This window comes from Peptostreptococcus anaerobius 653-L, from assembly GCF_000178095.1.
In the GTDB taxonomy this organism is placed as follows: Bacteria; Bacillota; Clostridia; order Peptostreptococcales; family Peptostreptococcaceae; genus Peptostreptococcus; species Peptostreptococcus anaerobius.
Genome location: NZ_ADJN01000059.1, coordinates 1 through 23,320 on the forward strand (window position 1 = coordinate 1; position 23,320 = coordinate 23,320).

A 23,320-nucleotide genomic window follows, 5' to 3' on the forward strand; every position below is an offset into this window, starting at 1 on the left:
AAATTAATATTATTTGCATAACTTTTTATTTTAGTGTTGACATTGTTAGGCTAGTAATATACAATGAATTTAAATCCTAGTATTTTACTCGGGTTTAATAAAGACAAGGAGACGACGTAAAATGAGAAATATTAAGAAAAAAATCGAATACTCAAATTCATACGGGGGAGTCTCTTCTTGTTGCTGTTGTTGCTGCTCAAGTGTATAAGTAGATAAATCTAGGCTAGACCACTTCTTTATTGTCAATATTGACAAAATCTAGGTGGTATAAATTTTTAGCCAATCGGACAACAATGATAGTAAAACAAGGGGTTTTTACTAAACTAGCATGTAAAAGACAAGGAGAATATAATAATGAAATCAAATGTAATAGATTTAATAGGAAACACACCAATAGTAAACATATCAAAAATTAATAAGAACATTTTTGTTAAACTTGAAAATAAGAATCCCGGTGGTTCTATAAAGGACCGTGCCGTTCTTGGAATGTTTTTAGGAATGGAAAAAAGAGGTCAGATAGGTCCTGGAGACAAGATTGTAGAAGCAACAAGTGGCAACACAGGTATAGCCACTGCTATGATAGGCAGGAGCAAGGGCTATGGTGTAACAATCATCATGCCTGATACAATGAGTCTTGAGAGGCGTTCTCTAATCAAGGCCTATGGAGCTGAGTTGATACTTACTCCTGGATCTTTAGGTATGCAGGGGACTATCGACAAGATGAATGAACTTCTTGCTACAGGCGACTACAAGGCCCTAGGTCAATTTGACAACAAGGACAATCCCGATTTTCACTACAAGACTACAGGACCTGAAATCTACAATGATATCAATGATGTCGATATATTTGTAGCAGGTGTAGGTACTGGTGGAACAATATCTGGTATTGGTAGATACTTAAAGGAAAAAATCCATCTGTAAAGATAGTAGCCGTTGAACCTGAAACATCACCAATGCTGACACATGGAACTGCTGGACCTCATAAGATTCAAGGAATAGGAGCTAATTTTGTGCCTAAAAATTATGCAGCTGACATAATAGATGAGGTAATACTTATCTCTAATGAAGAGGCTTTCGATGCTGTTAGAGAACTTGGTAGCAAGGAAGGTATCCTACTTGGTATATCTTCTGGAGCAAATATCGCCGCTGCTAAAAAGTTAGCAGAAAAATATCCAGACAAGAAGATAGTTACGGTAGCCCCAGACGGAGCTGAAAAGTATATGTCAATGGAGATATTTTAATTAAGAGTTAGGCGTTTAAGAGTTAAGAGTTTATTAGTTTTTATTATGTTTGACGAGGTATAAAAATGAAGTTAATAAAGAATATAGATTTTATATTGGAAAATGATGCCGCTGTTATGGGTGATGGTATAAAGTTTTTTTCTAGACTAAAGGTATTTATCATATATCCATGTGTACACGCATTGGTAGGACATTCTATTTCGCATCCACTGCACAAGGCTGGATTTAAATTTATAGCTAGGTTTATATCCCAAGTGTTTAGGTTTTTCACTGGCATAGAGATCCATCCAGGTGCACAAATTGGTCACAGTATATTTATTGACCATGGTATGGGAGTTGTCATAGGTGAAACAGCTGAAGTTGGTAATAGGGTTGTCATATACCATGGAGTAACTCTTGGTGGTACAGGCCACCACACTGGCAAGAGGCATCCTACTATAGGTAACGATGTGTTCATAGGGACTGGTGCCAAAATACTAGGTCCCATTACAATAGGAGACCACACAAAAATCGGAGCAAATTCCGTTGTCCTAAAGGATATGCCAGAAGGGGCTACAATAGTAGGTGTACCAGGTAAAGTAGTGAAAATGACACCGGTAACAGACCAAACATCTGAAACTGCTGCTATAGACGACGCCTTTAAAATAGAATACAATATTTAGTAAGTAAATTTAGGTGGTTTATCAAGCCATTTAGACCAACCTAACAGTTATTATAAATTAGCAATCAACAAATTCGATAAATATATTAAGAAGCAGGCGTTTTCGCCTGCTTCTTTACTTTTTCTATTTACTTGTGAATTTTTTCTAGCCCCTCCACGATCTTGTCCCTATCACAAGTAGATATAATACCGCAGGCAGCAAGCATCTTGGCATGAGCCTTACTCCCCATAATATCGTAGTGGTATAATTTATAATCAAAGCCTATGGAGGCAACTGAGACTATCTATACACATTAGTTGACAATTTTATTGACTCATTTGCGTTTATAGCTAGTAAAGCTGGGTAGAATATATAATATATTAAGCTACTTTACGTAAAATAGAAACTAAGCCTTTTTAAAAAAGAGAACCTGGGAAATCCCGGTTCTCTTTTTTTTAATATATTATATTTTTTATTTAGGTCTTTTTTATTTGTTTGTACTCAGCTCGTGGCTTATCTTGTGGACTAGCATCTCAAGGGCAACCTTGTTCTCTCCACCCTCTGGTATTATTATATCCGCCTTTCTCTTACTAGGCTCAACAAACTGCTCGTGCATAGGCTTTACAGTTCCTAGGTACTGGTTTATTACGCTCTCCAGGCTTCTACCACGCTCGCTTACATCCCTAGTCATCCTCCTAAGTATCCTTACATCTGCATCTGTATCTACAAAGACCTTTATGTCCATTTGATCACACAGGTCAGGCTCTGAAAATATCAAGATTCCCTCTATGATTATAACCGGAGCAGGATGGACTTCTACGACCTGGTCAGACCTTGTGTGAGTAGTAAAATCATACACAGGCATCTCTATCGTCCTACCCTCTTTTAGGTCTTCAAGATGTCTACATAGTAGGTCAGATTCAAAGGCATCTGGGTGGTCATAGTTTACATTTTCCCTCTCACTTGGTGGAAGATGAGCCTGTCCCCTGTAGTAGTTGTCGTGACGTAGTATACTTATCTCGTTTTCTTTAAATGTTTCTATCAGCTTGTTTGCAATGGTAGACTTACCACTTCCTGTCCCACCTGCAATTCCTATAATAACTGGTTTCATAAATTCTCCTCTCATAGCAAAAATATCTATTTTTTAAAAATAGTAGTTTCCATATATTGGCTAATTGATATTATAGCACAGAAATTCTTATAAAAGATACAAGAAAGTGTACAAATTGATATTGCAATTTTGGAATATTTTTTTAATATATTTTTTCTTGTGTTTATATCATTATGCATTATAAAAAGTCCTTCCACAGGTAACTTTCATTACTAAGGAAGGACTTTTCTCTAATTGCTCACTTAATCAATTACTTATTTAATTATTTATCTCTCTTAAGCTATAAACTTTCTTAGCCTCTGAGTCTATATGTCTTCTATTTACTGCAACCATAGCCTTTAGGGTATCTAGAGATGTCATAATCTCTGTCTGGAACTCTATAGCAGTTCTTCTCATCTTAAAACCGTCTCTTGTAGAGTCATTACCCTTTGTTGGAGTATTTATCACTATATCCACCTGCTTGTTTCTGATTACATCTAGGATATTTGGTCTAGGTTCTTCAACCCTGTTTACAGTGTCACACTCAACTCCTGCTGCTCTTAGGGCATCTGCTGTTCCCTGAGTTGCTATAAATGTATATCCTATCTCGTACATATCCTTGGCAAGCTCTATAAATTCTTCCTTGTCATTGTTGTTTACAGTAGCAAGTACCTTCTTATTTTCATCGGATATTCTCTGACCTGATGCCAAGAATCCCTTGTATAGGGCTTCTTCTAGAGTTTCACCTATACCTAGTACTTCACCTGTAGACTTCATTTCTGGTCCTAGGCTGACCTCAACCCTAGATAGCTTAGACATTGAGAATACTGGTACCTTTACGCATATATGCTTTGGTGTCTTGTACACTCCAGTTCCATACCCTAGGTCTTCTAGCTTTTCTCCTAGCATACACTTAGTCGCAAGGTCTACTATTGGCACACCACTAACCTTTGAAATATATGGTACTGTACGGCTGGCTCTTGGGTTTACCTCTATGATGTATAGGTCGCCCTTGTATTCTATAAACTGGATATTTACCATACCTACAACATTTAGGTTAAGGGCCATCTTCTTTGTATAATCGTATATCTTTTCCTTGATATTGTCAGATATTCTCTGGCTTGGATACATTGTTATAGAGTCTCCAGAGTGAACTCCTGCTCTTTCAAGGTGTTCCATGATACCTGGTATAAGTATGTCCTTACCGTCGCATATAGCGTCTACTTCTATTTCCCTACCTGTCAGGTACTTGTCTATCAGTACTGGGTTGATGGCATCTCTTTCAAATGCATCTTCCAGGTACTGGACTAGTCTAGTCTCGTCATATGTTATCTCCATACCCTGACCACCAAGTACATATGAAGGTCTAACTAGGACTGGGTAGCCAAGTTTAGTAGCTACTTCTACACCCTCTGCTACTGACCAAACACCCTTACCCTTAGGTCTATTGATATTTAATTTCTCTAGTAATTCCTCAAATTTTTCCCTGTCTTCTGCTGCATCTATATCCTTGAAGTCTGTTCCAAGTATCTTTACACCCTTTTCACTTAGGAACTTGGCTAGCTTGATAGCTGTCTGGCCACCGAACTGTAGGATTACACCCTCTGGCTTTTCCTTTTCTATGATGTGGTATACATCTTCTTCTGTAAGTGGCTCAAAGTATAGCTTGTCTGAAGTATCAAAGTCTGTACTTACTGTTTCTGGGTTGTTGTTTATGATTATAGTCTCTATTCCTAGTCTTCTTAGGGCCATTACTGCATGAACTGAGCAGTAGTCAAACTCTATACCCTGACCTATTCTTATAGGACCTGAACCTAGAACTATTACCTTCTTCTTGTTGCTTATTTCAACTTCATCGTATTCTTCATATGTTGAGTAGTAGTATGGAGATACTGCATCGAATTCACCTGCACAAGTGTCAACCATCTTGTATGAAGGTCTGATCTTGTATAGCTTTCTAAGCTCTACTAGGTCTTCTGTATCTATCTTCATAAGCTCACTCATACCCTTGTCTGAGAATCCCTTCTTCTTTAGCTCTAGTAGGTATTCCTTTGAAAGGTCTTCTATATTCATCACCTTTAGCTTTTCTTCCTGGTCTACAATCCACTTGAACTTGTTTAAGAACCAAGCATCAACACCAGTTATTGTAGATATCATGTCTAGCTTGTAGCCTCTTCTTATCATCTCAGCTAGGTCAAATATTCTCTCATCATCTGGCACTACTATACTAGCCTTTAACTGGGATAGAGTCTTTCCTTCTGATGCCTTGTGGACTAGTGAGAACTTGCCTGTCTCAAGAGACCTGATACCCTTTAAGAAGGCTGACTCGAAGTTTGAGCCTATACTCATGATTTCACCAGTTGCCATCATCTTTGTTCCAAGCTTTCTGTTGGCGTGCTTGAACTTGTCAAATGGCCACTTAGGAATCTTGACTACTACATAGTCTAGGGCTGGTTCAAAGCAGGCACAAGTCTTCTTTGTAACAGCGTTCTGGATTTCATCTAGGCTGTATCCTAGGGCTATCTTGGCTGCAACCTTGGCTATTGGATATCCTGTAGCCTTTGATGCTAGGGCTGATGACCTAGAAACTCTTGGATTTATCTCTATTATTGCATATTCAAGGCTCTCTGGGTTTAGGGCCATCTGAACATTACATCCACCCTCAACTCCTATTGCATCTATTATCTTTAGAGATGCACTTCTAAGCATCTGGTATTCTAAGTTTGATAGGGTCTGGCTAGGAGCAACAACTATTGAGTCTCCTGTATGAACTCCTACTGGGTCTATATTTTCCATGTTACAAACTGTTATACAGTTACCCTTAGAGTCTCTCATTACTTCATATTCTATTTCCTTCCAACCCTTGATTGATTTTTCAAGTAGGCACTGGCTAACTGGGCTCAGCTCTAGTCCGTGAGTTAGGATTTCTCTTAGCTCTATTTCATTTTCGGCTATACCACCGCCAGTTCCACCTAGTGTGTAGGCTGGTCTTACAACCACTGGATAGCCTATCTTTAGGGCGTATTCAAGTCCAGCATCAAGAGTTGTAACTATATCACTCTCTATTACTGGCTCTCCTATTTCCTTCATCACTTCTCTAAATAGGTCTCTGTCTTCACCCTTTTTGATTGACTCAACTGATGTTCCTATTATCTTGACATTGTACTTGTCTAATATACCTGCCTCATGTAACTCTATAGCTAGGTTTAGACCTGTCTGACCACCCATACCTGCCAGTATTGAGTCCGGTCTTTCTTTTTCTATTGTCTTTTCAATAAAGTCTAGTGTTAGTGGCTCTATATATATATGGTCTGCTATTTCCTGATCTGTCATGATTGTTGCAGGATTTGAATTTATAAGTACTACCTCTATGCCTTCTTCTTTTAAGGCTTGGCAGGCCTGTGTTCCAGAATAGTCAAATTCTGCAGCCTGTCCTATAATAATTGGGCCTGAACCCAAAACTAATGTTTTCTTTATTGTATCTATCTTAGGCATAATTGGTCTCCTTTACTCTGCTATTTCTAAAAACTTATCAAATACGTACTCGCTGTCAAATGGTCCTGGGCAAGCCTCTGGATGGTACTGCACACAATATATTGGCATAGTCTTGTGTCTCATACCTTCTACTGTGTCGTCGTTAAGATTTACCTGTGTTATCTCCATATCATTTGGCATCTCTGTAACATAGTAACCGTGGTTCTGAGAAGTTATAAATATCTTGTCTTCTTCAAAATCCTTTACTGGGTGGTTTCCACCTCTATGACCAAACTTTAGCTTTCCAGTCTTTCCTCCTAGGGCTATAGCCAGTATCTGATGACCTAGGCAAATACCACATATAGGTTTCTTACCTATCATCTGTCTTACATTTTCAACTATATCTTCTAGGTCTGCTGGGTCTCCAGGTCCGTTTGATAAGAATATCAGGTCTGGATCTGCTGCAAGTACCTCATCTGCCTTTGTAGTAGCTGGGAATACCTTGATATCACAGTCTCTCTTCTTGAAATTTCTGATGATATTTTCCTTTACACCGAAGTCCATGATAGCAACTTTCTTGCCGCTACCTTCATGGTGCTCTACTTCTTTTCTAGATACTATCTTAACTGCCTGGCTGATGTCATATTCATCTAACCTATTCTTTATATCTGATAACTTAGTGTGTTCTGTAGTTATTATTCCCTTCATTGTACCCTTGTTTCTAAGAATCTTTGTAAGGGCTCTTGTATCTATACCTTCAAGTCCTATTACCTTCGACTGCTTTAAGTATGTGTCTATGTCCATCTCACACCTGAAGTTTGATGGCATATCTGATTTCTCCCTAACTATAAATCCACTTACATGGACATTAGATGATTCTAAGTCCTCCAAGTTGATACCGTAGTTACCAACAAGTGGGTATGTAATTGTAACTATCTGTCCATAGTATGATGGGTCTGTAAGTATTTCCTGATAGCCTGTCATAGATGTGTTAAATACTACCTCACCTACGCTATCCTCAGTATAACCAAAGGCCTTGCCTTCAAATATTGTTCCGTCCTCTAAAATTAATCTTCCCTTCACGATTGAGCTCCTTTCAATGAGACCACGATTTTAACTACTGCTTTTCTATTTATTAGCAAGTCTTTCTTGTATGGTCAAATTAATGCAGAAATTTATTTAAAATATCATCATCTATCTTAGTCTTGACTAAACTTCTGTAGTCCTTGCTATCTCTTCTACTATCATATCCGCTGCCTTTGCTGGATCCTCTGCCCTTGTTATAGGTCTTCCAACAACCAACAACTTTGCTCCATTTTCTATCGCCTGAGCCGGAGTAACAACTCTTTTTTGGTCTCCTACTTCAGCTGTAGCTGGTCTTATACCTGGACAAACTGTGACAAAATCAGGACCACAGGCCTCTACTATATCTGCAACCTCCCTAGCTGAACAAACAACTCCGTCAAGTCCAGCCTCTTTGGCAAGTTTTGCCCTCTTAATAGCTGCTTGCCTAGTAGATAGGTTACAACCTATGCTCTCCAAATCTTCATCGCTTAGAGAAGTCAATACTGTCACACCTACTATAAGTGGCTTTTCTATTCCCAATCTCTGGGCCTCTTCCTTAGCTATGTCAGCACATTTTTTCATACCTTCATAGTCTGAAACGTGTATAGTCATCATCCATACCCCGTCCTTTATGCAGGCCTTAACAGCCGACATCATTGTATTTGGTATGTCGTGGAACTTAAGGTCCAAAAATACTCTTTTTCCCTTTGACTTTAAATAATCTAGAGTCTTACCCCTAGATGCTATATAGTTTTCAAGTCCCAACTTGAATATCTCAACACTGTCTTCTAACTTGTCTATAAGTTCTACTGCCTTTTCATAGTTGTCAGTATCAATCGCTACCATCAACTTGTCTTTACCCTTTAACATTTATATACTCCTGTCCGATTAAGGCTTTTAGATACAAAAAAAATCCTCATACCAGGCTGAGATAGCATGGTATAAGGATAATATAAACTCTATATGTCGGACTGTATGGCTACAATCCTACTGTTATTAGACCCATCAGGTCTTATCCTTACCAGTCTCTCTGGACCAGCTTAAAAGACTTAATCAATTTTTTAGTGTAATCGCATCTCTGCACGACCTTTCCTACACCTTATGGATTATAATATCACATATTCATATTCATTTCAAGAAATTTTTGACCTATTTGATATTATTTATTTGTATTTTTTAACCACCTATAGCTTACTTTTTAAATTTATTTTTTTGTGGTTTTTTCAAATCCTTTTATAGTGAATTTTTTTCACTTTTGCTTTTTAAACTAGGCTCTTTCTGCTTGGCCTTCTTCAATTTTTTGTGGAGGTCTTTTTCTCTCTTGACCCTGGATGCACTCTCAAATAGCCTGTAGACAACTCCGTACATTATCTCCCTTTTTTCAGGATCTAGCCCCTTCATATTCCTTATAAAGTTCATAGTCAACCTCAGTTTGCTCTCAGATATGTCAGAGAGTTTCTTGGCATCTGTCGTCATAAGTATGATATTGTACATTTCGTTGACAAAGAGAGCTTTTTCCATATCGTTCAAGGTAGATAACCAACACCTTATGGTATCGTCTAGAAATTGGGCTTGTTCACCACACTCTTCTTCTACAAATTCATTGCCCATGACCTCCCAATTTTGAGCATCATGTTGGATAAAGCCAGTTGAGCCTAGGGCGTTCACCCTCTTGGTTTCCTCTTCATTGTCCATCAAGATACCTACTATAGAGTCCTTTGGTATTATCTTCTTGACCTTGACCGATGTATCCTTGTAGGCCTTTGTCTCTACAAAAGCCTTGGAAAAACCAGGCCCGTCATTATTAAATATCCTTATGACCCTATCTCTTTTGTCCTCTTTTAAGCCACATACAGAGTATACGGCAAAGTTTCCTCCCTTTGAATGGCCACCTACATATACATCGCTGCCCTTGTACTTGTCCATTAGATAGTCTAGGTATTTGACAGCCTCTAGTTGGCCTTGAACATGTTGGGAATAACTCATATTAAAATCTTCCTTAAATCCTACAAAACTATTATCCGTTCCCCTAAAGGCTACAAATATACCCGTATGTCCAAGTATAAAGCACATAGCGGAAAACTGGGTCTGGTTTTTTTCGTCTAGCATATCACAGTAGTCAGACACCCATACATCCTTGAACCTATTAGTTGTGGACATCTTTTCTAAAATATCCTCTATGCCCTTTATAAACTTGCTATGGTAGTAGGAGCTCTTGGTCTTATCCATATATCTACTGTACATATTAACTAGGTCTTTTATTTTTGCACTTCCAGATACCACACTAAAATCAAGGTAAGCCAATAGTGAAAATATAGCATTGTCGACTTCATTTAAGGGATCCTGGTCAAAGGTCAAGTCCCCCCTCCAATTTAGATAATTCTTTATTGTATTCATGTCCTCACCTACCTAATCCAGTCCACAGCAGTCCTCATATTATCCAAATAAGTTCTTCCACCCTCGGCTCCTATTGTCACAGGTGTTATCTTACCTGAGTATACCCTGATGTATCTTCCATTTTCATAGTGGCCTGCATACTGGTGAACCATCTGGTGTTTACCACTTTTATCCTTGCCTATATACAGCATAACATGGCCCTTCATATAAAGAGCAGTTCCCGGCTTCATACCATCCAACTTGGCTAGCTTTAAAGCCCCCCTCATAGACATCTTATGACCAAAATTCACAGCTTCCTGGTCTTTTGAATCTCTTGGAATCATGACTCCCATAGACTTAAATACATCTTGGACTAGGGATGAACAGTCATGAGCATTCTTACTTCCACCCCAACCGTAGACCTCATTTTGGAACTTGAGAGCCTGCTTTACTATATTGGCCCTTGTAAGAGGAAGGTAACCCCTGTTCATAGACCCGGAATCAAAGTTTATCTTTCTAGTTGTAAGCTTACCATTGGCCATTCTTACAGGCAATAGGACCATATTTTTTTCCATAGGCATCCTATTCCCCATATCTATCCTTGTAGTACCATTTAAGTACTGTCTATTCTTTATTATTGAAAAAGGCATTGCTTCATAGGTCCTTATGTCCTCTTTGCTGGTTATGGCAAAAGAATCAACTGGCAACCATCCATATGAATTGTATGACTTAACATATGCCCACTGTCTATTAGGAGAATAGGACTCAATATATATGGTCTCCCATGGGTTAAGGGCTGTATTGGCAGTAGAGTCAAATGAAACATTACCCGGATAACCTGGTTTTAGTCTTGCTATTTCCCTTCTAGTCATCACTCCATAAGTCTTATTGGCAACAGATAGGGGATCTCTTAAAAGACCTGTTTTTTTAAGATTTTCTCTGTTCCATGCCCTTATCTTCTCACTTGTCATCAATATGTCATTAGAATACTTGTTGGCTTCATTCCAATAGTCAAAGCTTGCCCTATCTTTTGTACCTGTACTTGGTCTAGGCTTTTGAATTGGTCCTTCTGATGGTTTTTCTATTGGTAGGACTATATCTGTATTTCCCAACATCTGGTCAACCTGAAGATCAATTCCACCACTGATCTTAACTACCCTATCCAAACTTTCTCCTATCAAGCCCTTGGTACTTGCCTCTACATTCAAATTAGGATTTAAGAGTATTACAGGTGCAGACTCTCTAGCAGCAAGTCCTCCAATAGCAACTGAATCTATAAGTTCAGATGGATTATTTTTTCCGTCCTTGGCAATATATGCTTTTGTGAAACCTTCTGGATAAAATTCCTTTATTAGGTTTACATTTGTCCTGGTCCTATTTGATCCAGATATAAGAATCGGACTCTTAAAGTAAGATGACAAGCTAGACGCCACTCCACCTACTATATAGACCTTTGCCCTATCTAAACCATTGGCTATACTTTGGTTTAGGTTTTCTGTCTTAGATGCCATCAAGAGTGGATAGCCAAGCCTTGCTGCAATTGCACCAGCCCCAGCAGCATCAGCTAGTCCCTTGTAGCCATCAACTACCATTAGACCATCTATAGACATATTCTTTTCATCGTATACTTCCTTTATCTTATCCGCTATCTTATAGGAAGTATCGTTCCTGTTTATTCCTGCTATTCTATCAACCTTATATCCCTTGGCCTCTAAACTTAGGGCAAGAGACCTTGAAAGAGACCCCTCTCCTCCTATAAGGGTGATACTTTCTGGCTTTAACCTATCTATCTCAGCCATACTTTCACTGCCTATCCCATCCCTAGCGCTCAAAAGAACAGGAGCATCCTTAATCCTAGCTAATGGACCTACAGCTAGAGCATCTGCAACTGAATCCGAATTTACTATTATGACATCCTTACTTGTGTCCTGCCATCCATATCTAGATATGCCAATAGCTGTTCCATACCTATTCTTACCAGACAAACTCTCAATTTCTACCTTATTTTTTGCAAATGTAGATAGACAACTTGAAGACACCATAACTCCTGCTAGAAATAAACCTACGCATTTTCTCCTCATTTTTACACCTTCTTTCCTAATTAATGAGTTTAATTTTGATTGATTTATTTTATTGTTAATCGTTTTGATAATAAATACCTTATCTTTAGTACATTATACTTCATATAAGCAAATCATTCAATCTATAAGGCCAATAAGGCTTATATTACATATTCTAATCTATATATATTTTTTATTGTTAGTTGTTGTCATATTTTATTTTTCTATTTATATAAATTTTTCTAATAACCTTTACAAATTTAATAGAAAATACTATATAATAGTATGCAATAATGTTAAATATTTTATATATAACTTTTTAGGAGGATTAACATGAAATTAAAAAAATCTAAGTATTTACTAGCCGCTCTACTAATGGCTACATCAATCGGAGCAACTGCATGTTCACAGAAGCAGGAAGCTAAGCCAGAAGCTAAGCAGGAAGAAACTAAGCCAGCTGAAGTACAGGCTATGAAGGGTGAAGACCTTGCAAAGATTGAAGCTGACAAGAAGCAGAAGGAAAACTACCTAGTAGTTGACGTTCGTGCAGCTGAAGAATACAAGGCTGGACACATCAAATTTGCTATAAACATGCCTATAGACTCATTTGAAAAAGACTACAAGAAGATAGAATCTTTCAAGGACAAAGATGTAGTACTATACTGCAACTCTGGAAAGAAGAGTGGTAAGGCTGCTGAAATCCTAGTAAATAATGGATTCACTAAGGTTTACAATGCAGATGGAGTTAAGCAGTTCAAGTATGACCTAGTAACTTTCACAAACCTTATGGGTGCTGATTTTGAAAAGGATATAGCTGACGGTAAGGCTGGTCTAGTAATAGATGCTAGAGATGAAAAAGACTTCAAGGATAAGACTTTCAAGGATGCTGTAAATATAGGTCCTGACTCTTTCGAAGCTAACAAGGATAAATTACCTAAGGATAAGAACACAGCTATATATGTATTCTGCTACTCAGGAAACAAGTCAGCTACAGTTGCTGGTGAGTTAACTAAGTTAGGTTACACTAATGTATTCAATGCTTTAGATGGTAGCAAGGAATATGCATTCAAGTTCTAATTAGGACACCATAAACTTAATATTAGATAGACTAAGAGGGGTGGATTTTCGCCCCTCTATTTTTATTGGTAAATATAAAAGAGCCTAGCTTTAAGCTAGACCCTATCATAAATCATCTGCATATATTCTAATTCTTCAAATCCGCCTGCCTTATACAACTTGATGGCCCTCTTATTATTTCTGGCAACCTCTAACCTAAACCTTTTGGCTTCTGGGAATTTGTCCTTTATCCTCCTGAAATACTCCTTGGCTATACCCTTGCTCCTGTATTCCTCTTGGATAAATAAATCTTCCAACTGGATAGTAATACCTGCAACCTCTGATGCATAGTATCTAGTCATAACACCAAAGCCAACCAAGTTGTCGTTGTAATACACCTCATATCCTCTTATAGTATAGTCTCCTGTCAATATATCCTCCAACAACCTCTTAATAATATCCAAGTCTATTGGATGGTCAACCGCATCAGACCTATAAAATTCAACCATCATACTATAGAGTCTGTCATAATTTTCTTTTGAGAACTCCTTAAATCCAATCATACATACCTCCTCCGTAATCACATTGTAAATCATATAAAATTATATTAATCTTGACCTAGGCACTCCTTTTGAAGATCTTTTGATAGATCCATTATCTTTCTTATCAAGGCCTCTGCATAGTCTACATATTCCACCTTAGACACCGAGGACCTCCACTTATCTACAACTGCCTCTTCCCTATCAGGATGGAATATCTCAAGTCCATTGTCTCTTTTATAAGAGGCAACTTTCTTAGATATATCAAGCCTAGCCTCAAATAATTCAAGCATTTTTCTATCTATATCGTCAATTTCTCTCCTGTATTCTTCTAGCATAGTACCTCCTGCATATATCTATATACTATTATCATACATCAAGGAGTCCAATATGGCAATGGCAAGTCCCGCCTCCAAGACTGGTCTTACCCTGGCTATAATTATTGGATCATGCCTTCCCTTAACTTCTATACAGGTCTCTTTTCCCTTCCTAAAATCCACTGTATTTTGTAGCTTACCTATAGATGGGGTCGGTTTAAGAGCTACAGACAAGCTAAGAGGCATACCATTGGATATTCCCCCATTTATACCACCGTTATGGTTTGTCCTAGTCCTAATATTTCCATCTTCATTTATGTAAAATTCATCATTAGCCTGAGACCCATACATACTAGCAAGGTCAAAACCTGATCCAAATTCAAGTCCCTTTACAGCTGGTATTGAAAACATCATAGAAGATATACTTGACTCTAGACTGTCAAAAAACGGGTCTCCAATCCCAGCCTCAAGACCAGTCAAGCCCAGCTCTATTATACCTCCTAAAGAATCTTGGTTTTTCCTAGCATCAACTACCATATCATGGGCTTTATCTTCAAGCCTATCATCCAAAAATCCTAGCCTCTTAGACTCCAGTTGCTTAAATACTTCCCTAGTCATGTCATCTAGGCAAAACCTCCTATCTTTCAAGTCCTTTATTGACCTGACATGGCTGCCTATATATATGCCCCTGTCCTCTAAAATCTTCCTAGCTATAGATCCGGCAAACACTAGACCTGCTGTAATCCTACCAGAAAAGTGACCTCCACCCCTATAATCATTATAACCCTTGTATTTAACAAAGGCTGAATAATCTGCATGGCCTGGTCTTGCTAGGTCCTTGATGTTTGAATAGTCCCTGGATTTTTTATCTTGGTTCTCAATTATCATATAGAGTGGGGCACCAGTGGCCATTCCTTCAAATACACCGCTGATTATATTGGGTCTATCTGGCTCTTTTCTTGCTGTACTCATCAAGTCTTGGCCCGGAGACCTCCTCTTCATCTGGTCCATTATATAGTCCACATCTATCGGAGTTCCTGCTGGTATCCCGTCTATACCAACTCCTATATGGCTACCGTGAGATTCCCCAAATATAGATACCTTAAACTTTCTACCCCAAGTCGAACTCATATACTTCACCTCCAAGCTTTTTATAGTCATCCCAAAAATTTGGATATGACTTGGACACCACATGGGCATCTTTTATCACAAGGTCTTTGTCGGACACAGTAGCTGCAATCGCAAGTGTCATAGCTATCCTATGATCCTTAAAAGAATCCACCAAATAGTAGTCATCACCAGTAGATTGGTCCTTGTTGCCCCTATCCAGATTCCCATTTATAAGTAGGCTTGTTTCCTCTTTTTCACCTATTATTTCAATGTCCTTTCCCAGTATCCTCAACTGGCTACTAGTAGCTTGAAGCCTGTCCGATTCCTTTATCCTAAGCCTTTCTACTCCACTTATCTTGCTAGGATATTTATAGTTTGTAGCCAGTAAGGACATTATAGGTACAATATCCGGTATATTGGTCGCATCTATACCTATGGCTAAATCACTAGCTATACACCTGTCTCCACCCTCATTGCAATAATACTTGTCATATCTGTCTATGATATCTACTATCTCCTTGTCTAGCTGGAGACTGCCTGGATCTAGTCCCTTGATTTGGACCTTGTTACCCAGAGCATTGGCCACAAGGAAGAAGGCCGCCTGTGAGTAGTCACCCTCTACGCTTGCCTTTACTGGCTTGTAGCTTTGATTGCCCTTTATTTTAAAGGTCTTGTAGTCAATATTTTCTACCTCTATTCCGTACTTATAAAGGGCATCAAGGGTCATATCGACATAGCCCCTTGACTCTAGCCTGTTTTTTATAACTATATCAGTATCAAAGTCCATAAGAGGTAGGCTAAACAAGAGACCCGATATAAACTGTGAGCTAATTCCCCCATCAATTTCATATGAGGACTGGCTAAAGCCCTTCATGCCCCTTATATATAGGCTGGTCCCATCTATATTATAGTCTATGCCTTCTCTATCAAGTATATCAAAGTAAGGATCAAGAGGTCTTTGAAGTAGTCTTCCCCTTGTATCCAACCTGTAATTTACAAGTCCATACCTCTTGGCAAAAACGGACAAAATAGGAATAATAAACCTAAGAGTAGAACCTGATTCTCCACAATCTATAGTCAGGTAATCATCTGCTAGTCCATCATTTCTTGACCCATCTATGCCGGATACTTTCAACCTATACCTTCCACCTTCCAGTAAGTCTTTTTCTATTTCTAAGCCCAAGGACCTCATAGCACCTATGGTAGCTAAAATATCATCTGACATGGCTATATTTTCAATATTTGTATCATGGTCACAAGATAAGGTTGCTAGACTGGCACATATTATCATCCTGTGGGCCATGCTCTTTGAAGGTGGTATATTTATACTCCCACAAAGTTTCTTGGGTCTTATTCTGATATCCAAATTGCCACCTCCTATATAAATTCTATTTCCTTACAACTTACCAAGGCCTTTTTTATAGAAACACTGCCGATTTCTTCTACAAGAATCAAGTTTAAATAACCATCCAAGACCTTCTTGTCCTTGCCTATAAAGTCGACTAACTTGCCTATTGCTACTGGTGACTTGGCTTTTAGACCGTACTTGATCAGTATCTCCTCCAGCCTTTTTACTAGTCCTATATCAACCATAGCTTGAGAATATGCCAGGCTTGTAACTTCATACATACCTATAGCAACTGCCTCTCCATGGTTATAGGTCTTATAGTCATAGTAAGACTCTAAACCGTGTCCTATTGTATGCCCAAAATTAAGGACCATACGACCACCCCTATCAAACTCGTCTTCTTCTACTATGGATTTCTTTATAGAGCAAGACCTGTATACAATCTCATCCATCTTATCAAAAATAGCCTGGTCCATATGGTCATTTCCTATTTTTTCAAGACTTTCAAACAAGTCCCTATCGCTTATCATACCATACTTTATGACCTCTGCCATGCCCGACCTAAACTCCCTAACAGGTAGGGTCTTGAGCACATTAGTATCTATCAAGACTAGACTAGGATGGTAAAAAGCACCCACTAGGTTCTTGCCTGAGTCAATGTCTACTGCAGTCTTGCCACCTACACTGGAGTCTACCTGGGCTAGGAGGCTAGTAGGAACTTGAATATAGTCTATGCCTCTTAGGTAGGTTGCCGCTACAAAACCAGCAAGATCTCCAACAACTCCACCACCTAAGGCTATTATTATATCAGATCGTGTGATCCCCTTTTTAGATAGGTCATCATAAATACCAGAAAGATTTGATATATGTTTTGAAGCCTCACCCGCTTGTATAACTCTCTTGTAGACCTCATAGCCAGATTCTTTTAGGCTATACTCTAGCACCTGTGAATAGCTATATTCACTTGTAGCAAGTCCTTGTCTATCTATATTAGTATCTGTTAGTATATATATCTTACTCAATGACCTAGTCTTTAGATAGGCTATGAGATGTTCTCCTATTCCATCCCTCGATGTAGCACATCCTTTTTCTATTATTATATCATAGTCGCCTGATGACGCTCTTAAGTTAAGTCTCATAATATCACCTCGATATTTGTATTTTAAAATAAGGAGTGCAGCCAATATTTCCGTCACTCCTTATCTTTGTATTTTATATAAGTTCTATCCACCTACTAGCAATTGTAAAGGCCACAAAGGCAAACATTATAAAATCCGCTATGTAGTCTTGCCTAGTAAGTATGGACTGCTTCATCTTAGTCCTATTTTCTCCTCCCCTGTAGCACCTAGCCTCCATGGCCATAGCGAGTTCATCAGCCCTCCTAAAGGCACTGACAAATAGGGGTATTAGTAGTGGTACCATATTCTTGGCACGGTTGATGATATTGCTAGATTCAAAGTCTGCCCCCCTAGACATCTGGGCCTTCATTATCTTGTCGGTCTCGTCTAGAAGTGTAGGTATAAACCTAAGGGCTATAGTCATCATCATAGCCAGTTCATGGGCTGGAAAACCAATCTTTTTAAGTGGTCCACAGGCGTTTTCTATACCATCAGTCAGCTCTATTGGAGATGTCGTAAGTGTTAAAAGAGACGTAGCGACAACCAACAATGTCAACCTAATGGCCATAAATATAGCTGTATGTAGACCCTTATCACTTATCTTCAAAAATCCAAACTGCCAAAGTATATGGTCTCCTTGAACAAAGAAGATATTTATTACAAATGTGAACAGGATAATCCACCTAAGCGGCTTTAATCCCTTCATAATATATGAAACTGGTATTGTTGATAGCTTGGTAATAAACAGCAAGAATAAGAACAATACTGAATATGGCCAAAACTGGTTTATAGTAAATATCGCCACCATCAAAAGTAGGGTAGCCAGTAATTTTGTCCTAGCGTCTAGCCTGTGTATAACAGACTTGGAAGGGTAGAACTGGCCTATAGTAATATCTTTAAGCATTATTTCTATCCTCCTTGATACATCTTAATATTTCTTTTTCTATCTCATCTACAGTTATGACATCATCACTAATTTCAAAGCCATTTTCTCTAAGCTTCTTAGCCAACTGAAGTACTTGTGGAACATCTAGACCCATAGACTTTAGCTGGTCTGCATGGTCCCTAAATATCTCTCTTGGACTTCCCATAAGCTCTAGCCTACCCCTGTTCATAACCATAAGGGTATTGACTAGTTTGGCCATATCATCCATGCTATGAGAAGATAGGATTACCGTCATATCGTTGTTTTCATATAGGTCCTTGATCAGCTTAAATATCTCATCCCTTCCACCAGGATCAAGTCCAGCAGTAGGTTCATCCAGTATCAAGACATCGGGCTTCATAGCTATCACTCCTGCTATAGCAACCCTTCTCTTTTGCCCACCTGATAACTCGAATGGAGACTTTTGAGCATAGTCATCATAGGAAAGACCTACATCTTCCATGGCCTTTTTAACCCTTTGGCTTATCTCTGCCTCATCAAGACCTAGATTGGTAGGACCAAAGGCTATATCCTTTTCAACAGTTTCCTCAAATAGCTGGTATTCAGCATACTGAAATACTATACCAACTCTCTTTCTTATATCTGTCAAGTTCTGATTTTTCTTGGTAATCTCGTAGTCATTGATAAATATTGACCCTGAGCTAGGCTTCATAAGTCCATTTAAGTGTAAAATCAAGGTAGACTTACCTGATCCCGTATGGCCTATAAGACCTACAAAGTCCTTGTCCTTGATCTCAAAAGAAACATTGTCAAGGGCCTTGTGGGCAAATGGCATACCCTCATCGTATATATATGTTAAGTTTTCTATTTTAATCGACATAGTTCACCCACCATTTCATCAACAGTTAGAACGTCAGATTTAATATCTATACCCTGGCCAACCAACCTCTTGGCTAGGTCAGTCATATAAGGTACATCAAGCCCTATGCTTTTTAACTCATCAACATGAGAAAACACCTCTTTTGGACTTCCCTCTAGTATCTTTCTTCCCTTCTCCATTACTATCACCCTATCAGCCTCAACAGCCTCCTCCATAAAGTGAGTGATATGTAATACTGTTATATTGTATTCTTTATTTAACTTTTTAATTGTAGACATGACTTCTTTTCTACCTGATGGGTCAAGCATGGCTGTTGCCTCATCAAATATTATACACTCAGGTCTCATAGCGATTATACCCGCTATAGCTACCCTCTGCTTTTGTCCACCTGATAATAGGTGGGGCTGTCTTTCCCTGTATTCGTACATATCTACACTCTTTAATGCTTCATCTACTCTTTTTCTTATCTCACTTGATTCAATTCCTAGGTTCTCACATCCAAATGCAACGTCTTCTTCAACAATAGTAGCAACTATCTGGTTGTCTGGATTCTGAAATACCATTCCAGCTGTCTGTCTTATATCCCATAATCTATCATCATCCCTAGTATTCATGCCACCTACCAAAACATCCCCCTTAGTCGGAACTAAAATAGCATTTAGATTTTTTGATAGAGTTGACTTTCCAGAACCGTTATGCCCTATTATGGCAACAAATTCACCCTTGGTAATATCTAGGTTAAAATCGTCGATCGCACGATGGATATCCTCATCACTGGTATATTCGAATGTTAAGTTCTTTACTTCGACTATTTTATCGGTCATCCATTTCCTCCGTATTAATTGTTTAATATATTGTATAAGTCCTATTATACCCATAGACAATATTTATAAGTAGTCTCTTGTATTCTAGGATTATTTTTTATAATCTACTCTTCATTATACCATATCTAGGCCCTTTATTGACTAAATATTCCTTTATATGAGCCTTTAAAATCTATATTATTCCTAAAAATAATCTCAAAATAATTAAGAGAGACCACTAGGCATACACCTAAGCGGTCTCTCTCAAAACTTACATCATAGTTTGTCTTTCCGTTTATCTTTGGATACTTGTATATCGAGTCCATTATTGAAAACTTCCTGATCTCCTAGTATCCTCTGTTTATATCCTCGACCCAAGTCTTTGGTCTACCAGTCTCTATAAATGATTTTAAGTTTTCGTATACTATGTCTCCCAACCTCTCTATATTATTTTCAGACACCCAACTGTTGTGGGGGCTGACTATAATATTATCTAAATCCCAAAGAGGGCTATCTGCTGGTAGTGGCTCACAATCTGCAACGTCTATTACAATCCCCCTAAACTTAGGTCCATACTTGACCAAGTCCTGGTGGTTGACTAGGTTACCCCTGCCTATATTAAGGAAAGTAGTCCCTTTCTTCATCAGCTCAAATTTTGAACCATCTATTAGGCCACTCGTCTTTTCTGTAGCTGGCATCAGGCCTATAATTACATCACACTCTTTGAAAAACTCATCAGATTCTCCAAGGGAAAAAGTCCTATCAAAGCCCTCAACAGACCTACCGTTTGTATTGACTCCCCATATCTCGACATCAAAGGCCCTGAGTCTCTTGGCTGTTTGGTAGGAAATATTTCCTGTCCCCAAAAATCCTACTCTTTTTCCAGCTAGTTCTATCCAGTTAGAATCCATCTTCCATAATCTCTTGTCCTGCTTGTCAAACATAGTCCTAGTATTCTTAAAGACCTCTAGTATATACATAATTATTGATTCAGCCATGGGTACTGAGTATCCTGTAGTATTACAAGAAAGATAGCATCCCCTATCCACTACAAAATCCTTGGGTACCTGGTCTATCCCCCTACTAGTAGTGTGAATATATTTTAAGTTTGTCCACCTGTCCATATCTACCTTGGAAAATCCCTGGTAGGTAAACCAAACATCTGCATCATAATAATCATCTCTAGACTTTAAATCCTTTTCAAGTATCAACTCCACATCATAACCCAAGTCTCTTATCATATCAATCTTTTTTTGACCTAAATCCCTATTTAGTATAACTTTCATAGCAACCTCCAAATGCAATATATTTACATATTAAAATATCACTACCCTTATTTTACCAAAAATAGAATAATTTGCCTATTGGATTAACTATGACATATATTTGTGGTAAAATTATATACAGAAGAATAGGGGTGAAATTATGACTGACAAAAGACAGATGTCTGAATCCGTCCGTGTGGGTATGTTTCTGACCCTTGCTGGAGGCTTTATGGATGCCTACTCCTATATCTGTAGGGGAAAGGTCTTTGCCAATGCTCAGACCGGCAATATAGTCCTCCTGGGTCAAAATCTTGCTGAAGGAAACATCCACAGGGCACTTAACTATATACTTCCAATATTTACATTCGCACTTGGCGTATATCTGTGTCAGAGGATTCAAATAAAGTACAAATACACAAAGAAAATACACTGGAGACAAATAATACTAGCTATTGAAATACTCTTTATTATAGCTATAGGGTTTTTGTCCAAAAACTATGATAGTCCTGCAAATATGCTAATATCATTTGTATGTGGTATGCAGGTTATAGCCTTCAACAAATTTCATGGTAATTCCTATGCTACTACTATGTGTACTGGCAACCTAAGAAGTGCTACAACCCTCCTATGCAAGTATCACACAAGTGGAGACAGTGATCTCTTGATAAGAAGTCGTTACTATTTTTTAATCATATTGGTATTTTCACTTGGCGCAGGATTTGGAGCACTTATCTCAAGACATATGGGACTTCACTCTATATGGCTAGTGGCTCTACTCCTAAGTGTTGGACTTGTCATGATGTTTAAGGAAAATATAGGTTAAATAGGTACTTGCATATTCTGTACAGTATTCTATGCAGTAAATTTCTAAAAAATTTCTATAAAAGAAAAAGATGGAGCAAACAGCTATAACTGATTGCTCCATTCTTAATGAGATTATATGTTTTATGTATTAATAACCTATTAGCTAAGATCTTTTAAATAAACCTATTCAACAAGGCTTGGTGTTTCTGGATCAACTATTTCAGCAGTTGGTGATGCTGGACTAACTGGAGAAACAACTGGCTTTGATGATGCTGCAGGTGATACAGGAGACTGTACTACATCTCTTGATGCTGCAGGTGATACTGGTGATTCACCAGGTGAGTTTGGCACTACAGGATTAGTAGATTCAGCTGGCATAACGATAGCATTATTGGTCGCTACGTATGCCTGCGACACTGGTAAAACATTCGCCGCACATATACCCATAACCATAAAACCAACAATAACTAAGACCATCTTACTCTTCATCATAATACCTCCTCAATGTTTTTTAATAAGCAATAACTTTCAAATATTTAAAAGTATAATTCCTTTGCTCACATAGATTATACAACGAATAATATAAAATATCTAGGGGTTTTTACTAAATATTTTTTTATTTTTTAAATGTGAAATTACTCTTGCATAAAGTGGTCTTAGCCCTTGTTTTTCAGTGGTTTCAGACCTGTTTATTGAATCTATTTATTCATTCGTTAAAGTTTATTTTATAGTCAATATAATCACGATTACTTTAAAATATTCAATTTATAAAACTATAGCTTTTTATAGATATTTTCTATATATTGCCATATCACCTATATATAGAAATAAAAAACCGTAGCTCCCCTATATGTAGGTTGCTACGGTAATTTTATCTATTGAATATATATTATACTAATTCGATGAATGCCATTTCAGCACAGTCGCCTCTTCTTGGTCCCATCTTTATTATTCTAGTATATCCACCATTTCTTTCAGCATACTTTGGTGCTATGTTTTCAAATAGGTCAGTCACTACTGTTTCATCAAGGATGTAAGCAAGTGCCTGTCTTCTAGCGTGAAGATCTCCTCTCTTTGCAAGAGTTATCATCTTTTCAGCCATTCTTCTAGTTTCTTTAGCTCTAGTAACTGTAGTTTCTATTCTACCTTCTCTTAGTAAAGATGTTACAAGGTTTCTTAACATTAAGTTTCTATGAGCTGTTTCACGTCCTAATTTACGGTAAATTGCCATCTATTTCCCTCCTTTA

General features: G+C 38.1%; 20 protein-coding genes and 1 pseudogene. 4 read left to right on the forward strand and 17 right to left on the reverse strand.

The window, feature by feature from the left end; genetic code table 11:
- The first annotated feature begins 354 nt into the window (after positions 1-354).
- Both cysK and epsC read left to right on the forward strand, forming a co-directional pair.
- Positions 355-1,241 (forward strand): annotated as a pseudogene (cysK, locus tag HMPREF0631_RS07215) (cysteine synthase A).
- Between the two features lie 65 nt (positions 1,242-1,306).
- The gene (epsC, locus tag HMPREF0631_RS07220; protein ID WP_002844228.1) at positions 1,307-1,903 is read left to right on the forward strand and encodes a serine O-acetyltransferase EpsC; all 597 of its coding nucleotides are present in this window, start codon (positions 1,307-1,309) and stop codon (positions 1,901-1,903) included.
- Between the two features lie 466 nt (positions 1,904-2,369).
- On the opposite strand, the gene udk is transcribed toward epsC, so the two are convergent.
- The 6 genes from udk to HMPREF0631_RS07250 all read right to left on the reverse strand — a co-directional run bounded on the left by udk (position 2,370) and on the right by HMPREF0631_RS07250 (position 11,968).
- Complete coding sequence (udk, locus tag HMPREF0631_RS07225; RefSeq protein WP_002844186.1) at positions 2,370-2,993, reverse strand: uridine kinase; 624 nt, start codon at positions 2,991-2,993, stop codon at positions 2,370-2,372.
- A 258-nt stretch (positions 2,994-3,251) separates the two neighbouring features.
- A complete protein-coding gene (carB, locus tag HMPREF0631_RS07230) occupies positions 3,252-6,467 on the reverse strand; it encodes a carbamoyl-phosphate synthase large subunit (protein WP_002844223.1) in 3,216 nt (1,071 codons plus the stop codon).
- Between the two features lie 12 nt (positions 6,468-6,479).
- Positions 6,480-7,529 carry a glutamine-hydrolyzing carbamoyl-phosphate synthase small subunit gene (gene carA / locus HMPREF0631_RS07235; RefSeq protein WP_002844220.1) on the reverse strand — a complete coding sequence of 350 codons (1,050 nt, stop codon included), beginning with the start codon at positions 7,527-7,529 and terminating at the stop codon, positions 6,480-6,482.
- 126 nt (positions 7,530-7,655) lie between these two features.
- Positions 7,656-8,381, reverse strand: coding sequence for an orotidine-5'-phosphate decarboxylase (gene pyrF, locus HMPREF0631_RS07240; protein ID WP_002844218.1), 726 nt, complete (start codon positions 8,379-8,381; stop codon positions 7,656-7,658).
- A 363-nt stretch (positions 8,382-8,744) separates the two neighbouring features.
- Positions 8,745-9,908 carry an Mbeg1-like protein gene (locus HMPREF0631_RS07245; RefSeq protein WP_002844209.1) on the reverse strand — a complete coding sequence of 388 codons (1,164 nt, stop codon included), beginning with the start codon at positions 9,906-9,908 and terminating at the stop codon, positions 8,745-8,747.
- Between the two features lie 8 nt (positions 9,909-9,916).
- On the reverse strand, positions 9,917-11,968 hold the full coding sequence (locus HMPREF0631_RS07250) for a cell wall-binding repeat-containing protein (protein ID WP_002844176.1): 2,052 nt from the start codon (positions 11,966-11,968) through the stop codon (positions 9,917-9,919).
- 312 nt (positions 11,969-12,280) lie between these two features.
- Here HMPREF0631_RS07250 and HMPREF0631_RS07255 point away from each other — a divergent pair, with 312 nt between their 5' ends.
- On the forward strand, positions 12,281-13,024 hold the full coding sequence (locus HMPREF0631_RS07255; RefSeq protein ID WP_002844180.1) for a rhodanese-like domain-containing protein: 744 nt from the start codon (positions 12,281-12,283) through the stop codon (positions 13,022-13,024).
- Positions 13,025-13,119: 95 nt separating this feature from the next.
- Here HMPREF0631_RS07255 and HMPREF0631_RS07260 read toward each other — a convergent pair whose 3' ends face one another.
- From HMPREF0631_RS07260 to HMPREF0631_RS07300, 9 genes are all read right to left on the reverse strand, one after another.
- The gene (locus HMPREF0631_RS07260) at positions 13,120-13,566 is read right to left on the reverse strand and encodes a GNAT family N-acetyltransferase (protein ID WP_002844208.1); all 447 of its coding nucleotides are present in this window, start codon (positions 13,564-13,566) and stop codon (positions 13,120-13,122) included.
- Between the two features lie 44 nt (positions 13,567-13,610).
- Positions 13,611-13,880: a chorismate mutase gene (locus tag HMPREF0631_RS07265; RefSeq protein WP_002844182.1), complete on the reverse strand. Its 270-nt coding sequence runs from the start codon at positions 13,878-13,880 to the stop codon at positions 13,611-13,613.
- A gap of 18 nt (positions 13,881-13,898) precedes the next feature.
- Entirely contained in the window at positions 13,899-14,990 is a 1,092-nt protein-coding gene (aroC, locus tag HMPREF0631_RS07270; RefSeq protein ID WP_002844229.1) for a chorismate synthase, read from the reverse strand.
- A complete protein-coding gene (locus HMPREF0631_RS07275; protein ID WP_002844247.1) occupies positions 14,971-16,335 on the reverse strand; it encodes a 3-phosphoshikimate 1-carboxyvinyltransferase in 1,365 nt (454 codons plus the stop codon). The genes aroC and HMPREF0631_RS07275 overlap by 20 nt, the downstream gene beginning before the upstream one ends.
- Before the next feature lie 11 nt (positions 16,336-16,346).
- The gene (gene aroB, locus HMPREF0631_RS07280; RefSeq protein ID WP_002844195.1) at positions 16,347-17,456 is read right to left on the reverse strand and encodes a 3-dehydroquinate synthase; all 1,110 of its coding nucleotides are present in this window, start codon (positions 17,454-17,456) and stop codon (positions 16,347-16,349) included.
- A gap of 73 nt (positions 17,457-17,529) precedes the next feature.
- A complete protein-coding gene (locus HMPREF0631_RS07285; RefSeq protein ID WP_002844221.1) occupies positions 17,530-18,339 on the reverse strand; it encodes an energy-coupling factor transporter transmembrane component T family protein in 810 nt (269 codons plus the stop codon).
- Positions 18,332-19,201 carry an energy-coupling factor transporter ATPase gene (locus tag HMPREF0631_RS07290; protein ID WP_002844179.1) on the reverse strand — a complete coding sequence of 290 codons (870 nt, stop codon included), beginning with the start codon at positions 19,199-19,201 and terminating at the stop codon, positions 18,332-18,334. Before HMPREF0631_RS07290 ends, HMPREF0631_RS07285 begins: the two co-directional genes overlap by 8 nt.
- Positions 19,186-20,025, reverse strand: a complete 840-nt coding sequence (locus HMPREF0631_RS07295) for an energy-coupling factor transporter ATPase (RefSeq protein ID WP_002844188.1) — start codon at positions 20,023-20,025, stop codon at positions 19,186-19,188. The genes HMPREF0631_RS07290 and HMPREF0631_RS07295 overlap by 16 nt, the downstream gene beginning before the upstream one ends.
- Before the next feature lie 326 nt (positions 20,026-20,351).
- Entirely contained in the window at positions 20,352-21,290 is a 939-nt protein-coding gene (locus tag HMPREF0631_RS07300; RefSeq protein WP_002844175.1) for a phosphoglycerate dehydrogenase, read from the reverse strand.
- A 139-nt stretch (positions 21,291-21,429) separates the two neighbouring features.
- Here HMPREF0631_RS07300 and HMPREF0631_RS07305 point away from each other — a divergent pair, with 139 nt between their 5' ends.
- Positions 21,430-22,092 (forward strand): YoaK family protein, encoded by a 663-nt coding sequence (locus HMPREF0631_RS07305; protein ID WP_002844173.1) that lies wholly within the window; start codon positions 21,430-21,432, stop codon positions 22,090-22,092.
- A 164-nt stretch (positions 22,093-22,256) separates the two neighbouring features.
- On the opposite strand, the gene HMPREF0631_RS07310 is transcribed toward HMPREF0631_RS07305, so the two are convergent.
- A complete protein-coding gene (locus HMPREF0631_RS07310) occupies positions 22,257-22,565 on the reverse strand; it encodes a hypothetical protein (RefSeq protein ID WP_039866432.1) in 309 nt (102 codons plus the stop codon).
- Positions 22,566-22,962: 397 nt separating this feature from the next.
- Positions 22,963-23,304: a 50S ribosomal protein L17 gene (rplQ, locus tag HMPREF0631_RS07315; RefSeq protein ID WP_002844243.1), complete on the reverse strand. Its 342-nt coding sequence runs from the start codon at positions 23,302-23,304 to the stop codon at positions 22,963-22,965.
- Positions 23,305-23,320 lie beyond the last annotated feature (16 nt).